This is a genomic window from Candidatus Zixiibacteriota bacterium (genome assembly GCA_018820315.1).
Lineage (GTDB): Bacteria > Zixibacteria > MSB-5A5 > JAABVY01 > JAHJOQ01 > JAHJOQ01.
The window spans coordinates 18,227-29,301 of sequence record JAHJOQ010000062.1 but is presented as its reverse complement, the minus strand read 5'-3'; the positions used below and the strand labels follow the sequence as shown (position 1 = coordinate 29,301).

Here is an 11,075-nt window from a genome sequence, read left to right as displayed (position 1 = left end):
ATAAACTCATTACCAAAGTCATTGAAGGTGTTAAGTTCGTTGATGGAGAAATAAAGGAAGCCGCATAACTGGAGAACTTGAGGATACCATCAAAACAATCATCCACAACTCTTGACAATATCTCTGCGTTGGATCGATTCGGCGATGATGTATTCAACGAGTTATTCGAGCAGAGCATAGCACAGTGCAAGAAGAGCGGACTGATCGAGGGTCGTGTATTGCATGTAGACGCAACCACAATCCGAGCTGACCTGGATCGTAATCGAGTAGGTAAGTCTGACAGTCCAGATCCAGATGCCCGCTTTGGTCATTTTCCCAATAAGAAACTGGAACCGGGCTACAAGCAGCATACTGTGGCGGATGGTCGTTCGCGTGTCATAGTTGGAATGTCGGTAACGGCAGCTAACAGTTCCGAGCATGATAGTGCGGTGGAGGTGATAGATGAAGCGGTAAAGAGCTTGAAGACTATTCCGGAGGCGGTCTGTGCCGATGCAGCCTATGCCAGTGGTAATAATCGGGCATCTCTTGATGAGCGTGGAATCCGATTAGTGAGTCCGCCACCAAAAGCGCGGACATATACAGGCGATAAGTATTTCACGGTAGAGGAATTTGTTTATGATGAGAGTGGAGATGTTTTTACTTGTCCTGCCGGCGAGATTTTGAAGTATATAGGACGAGTCAAGGATCGTCCTAATCAGCGTCGTTATGCGGGATTACGAAGTGTCTGTCGTAAATGTAAGCTTAAAGATAAATGTACCAAATCAGATCGTCGTCAATTAAAGGTGGGAGTCAATCATGCTGCCCTAATTCGTCTTCGAGCGGATAGTCGCACCGAGAGTTTCAAGAAACTGTATCGCAGTCGAGCGCCGGTGATAGAGGGAGTATTCGCAGAGGCGAAAGAGTGGCATGGATTGAGACGGGCTTGGCGACGTGGTATGTCTAAGATGCAGCAGCAATGTCTGTTAATCGCAGCAGTCATCAATTATAAGCGGTTGGCCACCCATACTAACGGGTGTTATAGAGTTCTTTCAGCCCTGAAAACAGCCATTGGCTGCTTGTTCCGGCACTTCTCTTATCATTTGTGGAACGAAAACCGACCGTCTCCGCAAATCAGCCGCATATGAGGCTCACCTTAAACGTAAACCAGGGTTGATCAACAAGCCCCTTGCTGTGGGGCACCCGGCAACTGTTCCAGTTTGGTTACTGACGTCTCTGTCTGTGCAGTCTCATGAATTGTAATCCGATACCGATAACCAGCCCTACCGAATACCAGTACAAACTGCCAACGAAAAACAGTACTATGTAAAACAGGTATTGCCCAACGTCGACACCCAGCAACTCCAATAGCTTAGCTAGCAAGTATGAAAATGGGAAATCGAAGAATGCCGGCAGCAGGAAAATATAGACTAGATCGGAACAATCAGGGCAGGTGAGGTATCCAAATAGGATTGGCACGAAGGTACATAATAGGTACAGACCGATATGAACGCACAAGAATAGTGTGCCCCATCTTCGCGGTGACCACGGGCAATTTTGTTTATGGCTCATCCTGCACCTCCATCATCTCTCTGTGGGACCGTGCCCGTAGATGGGACATGCCTGCAAGGATGACCACCTTTCGATAACTATTGCCCGCGTTCTTTCCATATCGGCACTCTTTGCTTGTATATCGATATACTTACTCAGTCAATCTGAATGTATGCCCGGTTGACGATCATAACAAGCGAAAACTGTCACATGCGAACCAAACCGCTCGTAACAGACTATCCCACAGCAAGGGGCTTGTTGACAAACCCCGAGCCACGTCATTGCGAGCGAAGCGTGGCAATCTCCGCGTTTCACAATAGCTTTGATTGACATAGAGATCGCCACGTCGCTTCGCTCCTCGCGATGACGGCGATGGGCGTTTTGGGGCTTTTTCAACAAGCCCCAAGCTGTGGGGCACCCGCGATGTTTCGCTCGAAGAAAAGCTTTTCTTTGGCCATATGCGGTGATATATTGTCTCGACAGAAGAAGTCAACATCTACCCCTCCCGTGGGCGGTAGATCCTTCGAAACTCAGGACTCGTTGCCCCTTGGAGAAATGAGCAAAGACAATATGCCGAGTCAGTTCGACATACCATACCAGCCAACCGCAAGCAGGCTGCTGAAGAATGCCCTCAAATCGGGGCGGCTGCATTCGGCATATCTGTTCTCCGGAGCCGAGGGCAATGGCAAGTGGAACGCTGCTATCAATCTCGCAGCCGAGGTGCTCTCCCTGCATTGGGACACGGAGATCGAAAAGCAGGCGTGTATCAATCGCGCTCACAAACTTGTGCATCCCGATCTGCACCTCCTCTTTCCGATGCCAGCTCCAAAAAACAAGACCGAAGAGGCGGAGTTACCTCAGTTTTTCCGTCGGGCTAAGGCAGACGATCCGTTCGCGCCGGTCGAATACGGCAAAGTTGCCAACATACTCGTTGACAATGTCAGAGCGCTCAAGCGTGCGCTTTATTCCACACCGACCGAGCAGGGATATCGCGCTGTGATTTTTCAGCAGGTCGAGCGGATGCCGGAGACGAGTTTCGACATTCTTCTCAAGACTATCGAGGAACCTCCGCCGCTGACATTATTGATTCTGCTGACAGACAATATCCGGCGGCTCCCCGCAACGGTAGCATCGCGTTGTCAGAAAGTCCGATTTGTGCCGGTCGCAGATTCATTCATCAAAAAGTATCTCATCGACGTAAAGGGGCTTTCCAGTGATGAAGCTCGTCAGTTTGCTCGCATATCGGGCGGGAGTTTCTCCGAAGCATACAGGCTGTCTCAGAGTGATATCTCTGAGCGTCGAGAGCTGGCGATTAGTCTGTTTCAGATTTTCGCCACGGGTGACAAAGAGAGAAGTTTTTCCACACTTATCGAATCTGTCGACATGCGCAATCGCGATGAGGCTTTCGCGATCATCAAGCTGTGGCAGGGATTTCTGCGCGACGTACTGATCGTCAAAGAGAATCTGCCGGAGTCTTTCTTACTGAATAGCGACTATCAAGCTGAGCTGGGCAATATCGCAAAGAAATACAAGACCCGTGATGCGATCCACAAATCAATGACCGAACTGCTCGAAACACAGAAGCTCTTCTACCGCAACGTACCGCCTCGACTCGCACTTACACAGTTGGCATGGCGCATCAATGAGCTCTGCACAGGTTAGAAGTGATTCCGGGACATCTGGTCTTTTCGAAGAACCCTAAACGATATCATTGCGAGCGAAGCGTGGCAATCTCCGCATTTCACAATAGTGTTGATTGATATAGAGATCACCGCGTCGCTCCTCGCGATGACGACGATTGGACACATTTGCGGTTTTTCAAAAAGACCGGATGTCCCGGGCAAACGGATTGAGTGCGAAAGCAAGCTTGAGGAAACTACTTCCCGACGAAGAGCTTTCTCAGGAGGGACTCGAATTCATCTTGATTGATGATGGTGTTTTTGCAGGGGCCTTCGGGGCGCATGATAGGCAGCCCGACAACCGGAATACGAGGATTAACTTCGACAAACCCGCTCAGGAGATCGCGCTCGCAAGCGATAGCAATGATCGCTTTCGGATTCGAAGTCATGATTTTCTTTCGCGCTTCCTGACCTCCGCCAGCCGTTACCATGTCGAACTTATACTTCTCTCTCAGCGATCTCATGTAAGCGAAGTTCTCGCGGGTGAGGCACCTCGGCAGTAGCACCAAAAGCTCTCCCGGCGATACCACCTTCTGCCCAGGCAGAAGAATATTGTGAACTCTTAGAAATGAGTTGATAAGCTTGTCTTTGGAGATCCCAAGAATACCGCCGACTTTGAGAGCGATATTTAGCAGCCAGTTCACCGGGTGCGGGAATATCAGCAGCCCGCCCAGAATCGAGGTGCCCGCAAGCGACGAGATGGAGAAAAACAGCAGCCAAAGGAGAAGAATGCCGCAGAAAAAGTAGGATGCCCAGTTTGTGATCGAGAAGATGAGAGGATCAATTCCAAACAGCCTCGGCTCAACAAGCCAGATAAAGAGTCGAGTACAGCCGGTAACGAATGCGACGGCTATTGCCGCGACACCGACAAAAATACCCTTCCTTACCGGATCGGTCCTGCCGATTGAACCGTCCCAATCCAGCCACTCGTCACCGAGTTTCCTGTCTGAGACTTTCTCAGTATCGCTGTCAGCAGTATCGTGCATCTACTTCGTCCCAGTCATTAATTTCCAGTGACCTTTATATCCGAAACAAGAATTGTCGGTGATCCTATCATCCCGCTGGAGGGCATCCATGCCAAATCGTCAGCCATCCCCTCAATGCTGCCAAAGAACTTCAGAAGATTGCCGGACAGCGTGATATTGTCTGCAGCACCGACAAATTCCCCGTTCTTGACAAACAGCGCCTTAGCGGGAACCGAAAAATCGGCTGAAGTCGGATTCACCGCAGCATGCAGCCCGGAGACTTCAGTGATATAAAGACCGTCAGATACCGACCTGATCAGAGACTCACGTTTCGTGCTCCCCGGCTTCAGATAGAAATTCGTCGGCGAAATCGATGGTTGCGAATGATATGTTCCCCTGCTGGCATTGCCGGTCGACTTCGTGCCCCCCTTCTTCGCACAATAAGAATCATACAGGAATGCTTTCAGTTCGCCGTTCTGGATCAAAACCGTTTCCTCGGTAGGCATGCCCTCGGAATCATAGAGGCTTGTCGCAAGGCCGCCCGGTAAGAGCCCATCGTCGATTATAGTCACATTAGCCGCCGCCACAGACTGGCCGAGCAGGTCGCGAAATGGAGATTTCCCTTTCTGCACCTGATCTGCAGAGAGCATATCCGAAAGCGCACCGAGAAACGCAGACGACGTTTCAGGCGGGAGCAGAAGTTTGTACTCGCCGGTTTTCGCTGACTCAGCCCCAAGCATGCGCACAGCGTACTCGGCGACCGTGCGACCGACATGATCGGCAGACAACTTGTGAAAATATCCCGATGCATCGACGTATGTGCCGGTCTGAATCGAACTGTCGTCACCGGCGATTGCATACGCGTACGCATAGACAACCGTGCCCCTGGATGCCGCCTTCACTCCGAGGCTGTTGTACACCGCAATATCCTGAAGAGTATCGCCATATTGCAGCCAACCAAAGCCCTGCACTCGGGAATCATACGCCTTTGCGGCCTTCTCTACTTCGAGAATCTTGTTAATCTTCTCCGCGAGCGGAATTTCCATGAGTCCCTGATCGAACGGCTCCTTGACGCCCGTAGCCTTCGACAAAACAGGTTCAGGAATCACATTGAACACATCGGGAGAATGGAGTGGGCATCTCCTCGCGATTTCTTTGACCAGATCAATTGCCGCCTTCCGGTCTGTGGAATTTGAAGATGCGAATGCCTTGCGATTATCCTTCAGCACTCTGGCAGCGAAACCATCGTCTGATTTGGCTGTGACTTTCTCGACCTGACCGTTACCTGCCATGATCTCGGTCGACTTAGTTTTGCAGTAGTAGACTTCGGCAGCATCTACGCCATAGGACAGGGCCGCATCGATGAGCATTTCTGCAAATTCGGAATCAAACATATCTCTAAAAACTACTCCCGGTTCCGCCGACTGTCAGTTTCTTCACTCTCAGCGTCGGCATTCCGACTCCGACAGGAACTTCCTGACCCTTGCCACATCGTCCCGGAGAGTGGTTTATCTCAAGATCATTACCCACCATATCAATACCCTTCAGAGCATCCATGCCGATGCCTGTGATTGTCGCTCCTTTGACAGGACGCGTCAGCTTGCCATCTTCGATCAGATAGCCGAGAAGAATGCTGGTGATGAATCTCCCCGTGACGACATCCACCTGGCCGCCAAATCCGACGTCGGCCGCGTAGATTCCCTTCGTCGTCGTCCGGATGATCTCCTCGGGATCATCTTCACCGGCGACAATATATGTGTTCCGCATTCTCGGCATAGGAGGAAATTTGAAATTCTGCCGTCTGCCCGAGCCGGTTGGGCTCTGGCGGAGCCTCTTCGATGTAACAAGGTCGTGAAGATAGCCTGTCAAGCGTCCATTCTCTATCAGGATTGTGTCCTGAGCCGGCACAGCTTCGTCGTCATAAGCATACGATCCGGGAAAGCCGGGGAGGGTGCCGTCATCGTGGATTGTCACTTTCTCCGATGCAACCAGCTCGCCAACCTTATCCGCAAACGAACTCCCCTTCATAACTAGATCGGCCTCCATGCCGTGTCCGCACGATTCATGGAACAAAATGCCGTTCTCGCCCGGCGCAAAAACAACCGGCACCTCGCCGCGCGGACATTCTGCGGCTTCGAGCATAGTGTGCGCCTGTTTGCAGGCAGCCTCTGCGAATCTGCGAGGAGAATCATCGCCGGTCAGCGCCTCCATGCCTTTATAGAACGACTTGCCGGCCCATCCGAGTTGCCTTTCTTTTCCGTTGCCTGCATAGACCGTGATCATGAACTCGACAAGGCCAAGTCTCTGCTTGATTATCTCCGATGATTCCGATGATCCGATCAGAATGTTGCGGTGAAAATCCGAATATCGCGCTGTCACCTGTTTGATCTTATCGGAATAACCCCACGCGGTATCCTGCGCCTCTCTGACGAGATCGAATTTCGTCTCGATTTCGGTCGCCGCCGGATCTGTCTTCACATGCGAGTAAAGATCGTTGCCATTGCCATAATTGAGTATCAGAGGCTGCTTTGGAGATGTAGATGCGACCGACAATCCGGATACGAGGTATTTCGCGGCATCGATCAGAGTTTCGGGAGTGACGTCCTGGCAAACCGTATAGTATGTGTTGAAATCCTTGACCGCACGCAAACCGATGCCCGACTGCACGGACCGCGATGTATTCAGTTTTCTATCATCGGATGTGACGCCGTTGTACGCCGATTCCTCGCAGTAGACATCGCAGAAATCAGCGTCCCCGTCGAGCATTATCTGAATTAGTCTGTGGATAACGTCCTTGTCTAACATATTCCTCCCGGAGTATACTCTAGATTACGAAATCATTGCCCATTGTTCCAGAAAAAAGTGCATCCACAAACTCCGATTCGGCTCCAAGGTTGACAGCGTAGCCCACTATCCAATGTGGGATTGGATGTGCCCGCAATATTCGCATCGAGAATGTAAATGTGCTTTCCAGCAAGAATGATGAAATCAACTTGGAATAATCCAAATGCTGGTATGTATATTCAGTGTATGAAACGAATCACCGTAATCTTAATGGTATTAGTTGTAATAAGCAGCCTCCCTGCACCAGCGCAGGAACCACGAAACCTTGAACTCAAGCTTCTCTGCGACAAGACAACCTACTTCCTTGAGGAGCCGATCTGGATCGACATTCTGCTAATCAACCACGAAGAAGACACTGTCATGGTCAATCTGCCGTTTCCTGAAGGGGATCATTTCAGATTCATAGTCGTCGAAGATGGCCGTGATTCACTTCCATACTGCGGAATGACTTATGATTTCGGTGACAGGGGAGTACTCCCGGATTATCACCTTGCACCGAGCGATACGGTATACTCGCTCTTCAATCTACTGGAAGGCTATCCGATATCATGGAAGTCGCCACTCGACCATGAAATACCGCTGAATGGACACATTTACATCAGGGGAGTGATGTCGAACACCTATTACTCCGAGCCACTCGAGATTGACATAGTCGAACCGACGGGAGATGAGGTATCGGCGTACGAGATATGGAAGGACGCGATGGAATATCGTATTGGCGAATTCGCCATCCAGAAGTACAAGGAGCTTCTTAACACCTATCCAGGCAGTGTCTATGCTGCGAGCGCGTGCAGAAGGTTAATAGCTAATTATCGCACCATCTCGTTAGATTCCGCACAGGTAAGAGTATACGCACTTCGAATCCTTCGTGACTACGCCGCTTCGGGATACGCCCGCAACTCCATTCTGCAGTATGCGGGCCATCCGGACAAAGAAGGGAGTTCTTCAAAGGTGGCATCGCTGCTCACTGCTGATCACCCATTCAGATTGAGGATGATCGCAAGAAGCTGGCTCAGAGGAATAGGTTTCTGAACTGGCGCGCTACCGATTCCAATACGAATCACAGCATCATCACATGCCGGGCGATCATTTCTTTGCGGCGGTATTGCTGAAGATTACTGATGTCGAGATCGTACGAGTGAATGATCGGCTCTGACTCCGATTCCGGGAAGACATTCCAGAGGAGCTTCTCGGGGGAAGTTATCAGCGACCTCCCCTGCAGCCTCTTGCCGAATATCGAGCCGACTGCGCAGGTCTTGGCAACATAGCTTCGAGCTGCGCGCGCACCCTTGACAAACAGCTCTTCATCCCGTTTCTTCTTCGCTTCAAGCGTATCATCGGGAAGATGGGGAGATGTCGTCGGCACGAATATGATGTCAACTTCCTGTTTGCCCATCTCATCGAAACTCTCTGGATGCAGAACATCGGCGCAGACAAGCACACCGACACGTACGCCGCCAATATTCCACGACGAGAATGTCTTCCCCGGCATAATGCCCTTCTCCATCTCACCGACAGTAGGGTAGACTTTGCTGTAGCAGCCGATTCTGTAACCCTTGCTGAATACGAAGCTCGTGTTGTGCATGCCCGTTGATGACCGCATCACGATCGAGCCACCGATCATTGTTGTGTTCAGATCTTTCGAAAGCTTGGCAAGATACAATATATTGCGCTCGTATTCTGCCGCGTATGCCGAGTAGTCTTTTGAGCCCGGCGGAATGAATACATATTCGGGCAGACAGACGAAGTCAGCGCCACGTTTCATTATTTCGAGTTTATGTCGGAGTGTCAGTGCTCCATTTCCAATCGGGAGCTGGCACAGAACTATACGGATCATCATCTCAACCTACCTCATACACATTATACTATACGCGCTGTATGAGATATGTTTCCGGTCAATTGTTAGAAATTGGTTCAATATGGAAGAAAGGGCAGGTCTCCCCGAGACCTGCCAATGAAGTGCATTTGGCAAGAGTTAGAGCACTCCGGCCTACCTTCTAAGCCAGAGCCATCAACAGTGAGTGGTAGTTAGTCTCGACCGAATCGGCTCTCGATGTTACACATAGCGGCACTTTGCCGCCAACGACGACCGAACCTGACGGTGCTTTCACGCAGTGAACAAACGCCTTGTACATTCCGTAGGAAGTCTCGATCGTCGGTTGAACGAGAATATCCGCTCTGCCGGCGACCCATCCGGCAACTCCCTTATCTTTTGCGGCAGTTTCGATTACAGCAGTGTCCAGGGAGAGAGGGCCGTCGACGAGGCAGTCCTTAATCTGGCCGCGTTCGTTCATTTTGGATATGACAGCCGCTTCGACTGTGTGCTGCATGACCGGATAGATAACTTCAACGGCAGCCGTTAGTGCAACTCGTGGCTTCGTGAAGCCAAGATTGCAAGTGAATGCGACTGCGTTTTCGACGATAGCGATTTTCTTTCTTAGATCCGGCGCAGGAGTAACAATCGGATCGGTCACGAACAGCAATCGTCCGAGCGAACCGACAAAATGCGCGCTGATACCGGAGACATGCTGTTTTCCGATCCGGTAGCCGCACTTCCGACTAAATAGAGCGCTCAGCATATCGAGCACACCGACATCGCCGCGAACGATCACATCGACGCCGTCAGATTTCATAGCTGCGACCGCAGGGTCGATCACATCCCCGACAACATTCCTTAGCTCGAATCCCGAAATGTCGATGCCGTGGATTTCAGCATTCTCACGTATCGACTTCTCATTGCCGACAAGGATTGGACTGACCAGTCCAGAGTCAGCTGCCTGCTTAAGAGCGAGCATCCAGCGCCAGAAACAACTTCCGACTACCATAACCCGCTTCGGCGTAGTGCAACGGGACCGAACGAGTTCCTCTATGCCGTGGAAATCTTTTACCATTACGCGGCCCCTCTCTCTTCAGCCAGATAGTCTGCAACAAGACATGCAATCGAGAGCGAAGCCTTCTTGTTCTCCGCCGTATCTGTTCGGGAGACCAGTGACACCGGCACTTTCGCGCCGACGATCACACCTGCAAAAGTCGCCTTGATGAACAGGATAAGGACTTTCGACACAATATTGCACTCTTCGATCGAGTCTACTACAAAGAGATCGGCATCGCCGGCGACCGGACTCTCGATCCCGCGTTGCGCGGCAATCTCCTTCGAGATCGCTGCCTCCAAAGTCAACGGACCGAACACTTCGCAGTCAGGGATCTTACCAGCCTCGAAAAAATCCATGATGCGCTTATTCAGGATAGTCGATGGAAAATTCTCATGCACATAATCGACCGCACTTGAGAGCGCCACTCTGGGCTTCTCGAATCCGAGCGCATTGAAAATGAGTGACCCGTTCTCAATAAGCTGCAGTTTCGTCTCGAAATCGGGCTTCACAATCATTCCACCGTCTGTTATCCCAAACAGCTTGTGATAACCCGGTATGTCGAGCACTGCGGTGTGCGACATAGGGTTCTTCCCGCGAAGGTTGAAGTCTTTCGACAGAACAGTCTTTAGAAGAGCCGAGGTCGCAATGAAGCCTTTCATGATAACATCGGCATCACCGCCATCGGCCATCTTGACCGCATTGTACGCTGCCTCCGTCGGATCACTGAAGTGCCGCAGCTCGAGGTTGCTGATGTCAATCGACTCCGAGTCGGCAATCTGTCTGATCTCTTCATCGTCCCCGAAAAGAGTGGCATCGCAGATGTCGAGGCTTTCGGCAGTCGAGACAGCCTCGAGCACCGCAATATCGGCTGCAGAAGCCACAGCGACATGCTTTCGTTTCTTCCTCTCGGAGAGTTTGCGTGCGGCATCGATAATCATGGCCGCTGAGGTTATCGGTTCCATCCTGTATGTACTCCTTGGGCGCTTCCTTTCCATCGACAACTCTAAACACTCCTTCTGCGAGTGCTTTCATTTCGAGTTCGCCCGGTCGTTCGTATATTTTGCCGAGATGCCCGATATACTGCTCGATCTCGTCGAGCAGCATTCGCGAATGTGCCATTCCTCCGGTCAGTATAATCCCATCGATGTCGACCCTGGATTGATAACCGGAACGACCTCAGCCACGGG

10 protein-coding genes are annotated in these 11,075 nt (G+C 51.1%); 3 read left to right on the top strand and 7 right to left on the bottom strand.

The features are described from left to right. Positions 1 to 128: 128 nt before the first annotated feature. Positions 129 to 1,124 (top strand): transposase, encoded by a 996-nt coding sequence (locus KKH67_05835; GenBank protein ID MBU1318705.1) that lies wholly within the window; start codon positions 129 to 131, stop codon positions 1,122 to 1,124. 76 nt (positions 1,125 to 1,200) lie between these two features. Here KKH67_05835 and KKH67_05830 read toward each other — a convergent pair whose 3' ends face one another. Then, a complete protein-coding gene (locus tag KKH67_05830) occupies positions 1,201 to 1,548 on the bottom strand; it encodes a hypothetical protein (protein MBU1318704.1) in 348 nt (115 codons plus the stop codon). A 534-nt stretch (positions 1,549 to 2,082) separates the two neighbouring features. Here KKH67_05830 and KKH67_05825 point away from each other — a divergent pair. Beyond that, the gene (locus KKH67_05825; GenBank protein ID MBU1318703.1) at positions 2,083 to 3,189 is read left to right on the top strand and encodes a hypothetical protein; all 1,107 of its coding nucleotides are present in this window, start codon (positions 2,083 to 2,085) and stop codon (positions 3,187 to 3,189) included. A 214-nt stretch (positions 3,190 to 3,403) separates the two neighbouring features. Here the strand turns inward: KKH67_05825 and KKH67_05820 are convergent, their stop codons facing one another. Genes KKH67_05820 through KKH67_05810 form a run of 3 tightly spaced genes read right to left on the bottom strand, consistent with a single transcriptional unit; the run spans position 3,404 to position 6,976 of the window. After that, positions 3,404 to 4,192 carry a DUF116 domain-containing protein gene (locus KKH67_05820; GenBank protein ID MBU1318702.1) on the bottom strand — a complete coding sequence of 263 codons (789 nt, stop codon included), beginning with the start codon at positions 4,190 to 4,192 and terminating at the stop codon, positions 3,404 to 3,406. A gap of 17 nt (positions 4,193 to 4,209) precedes the next feature. Next, on the bottom strand, positions 4,210 to 5,565 hold the full coding sequence (locus KKH67_05815; protein MBU1318701.1) for a TldD/PmbA family protein: 1,356 nt from the start codon (positions 5,563 to 5,565) through the stop codon (positions 4,210 to 4,212). Positions 5,566 to 5,569: 4 nt separating this feature from the next. Next, entirely contained in the window at positions 5,570 to 6,976 is a 1,407-nt protein-coding gene (locus tag KKH67_05810; GenBank protein ID MBU1318700.1) for a TldD/PmbA family protein, read from the bottom strand. A gap of 225 nt (positions 6,977 to 7,201) precedes the next feature. On the opposite strand from KKH67_05810, the gene KKH67_05805 reads away from it, so the two are divergent. Beyond that, a complete protein-coding gene (locus KKH67_05805; protein MBU1318699.1) occupies positions 7,202 to 8,047 on the top strand; it encodes a hypothetical protein in 846 nt (281 codons plus the stop codon). Between the two features lie 28 nt (positions 8,048 to 8,075). Here KKH67_05805 and KKH67_05800 read toward each other — a convergent pair whose 3' ends face one another. The 3 genes from KKH67_05800 to KKH67_05790 all read right to left on the bottom strand — a co-directional run bounded on the left by KKH67_05800 (position 8,076) and on the right by KKH67_05790 (position 10,850). Further along, the gene (locus KKH67_05800) at positions 8,076 to 8,855 is read right to left on the bottom strand and encodes a carbon-nitrogen hydrolase family protein (GenBank protein ID MBU1318698.1); all 780 of its coding nucleotides are present in this window, start codon (positions 8,853 to 8,855) and stop codon (positions 8,076 to 8,078) included. A gap of 157 nt (positions 8,856 to 9,012) precedes the next feature. Next, positions 9,013 to 9,906, bottom strand: coding sequence for a phosphate butyryltransferase (locus KKH67_05795; protein MBU1318697.1), 894 nt, complete (start codon positions 9,904 to 9,906; stop codon positions 9,013 to 9,015). Continuing rightward, entirely contained in the window at positions 9,906 to 10,850 is a 945-nt protein-coding gene (locus KKH67_05790) for a phosphate butyryltransferase (protein MBU1318696.1), read from the bottom strand. The genes KKH67_05795 and KKH67_05790 overlap by 1 nt, the downstream gene beginning before the upstream one ends. Positions 10,851 to 11,075: the final 225 nt, after the last annotated feature.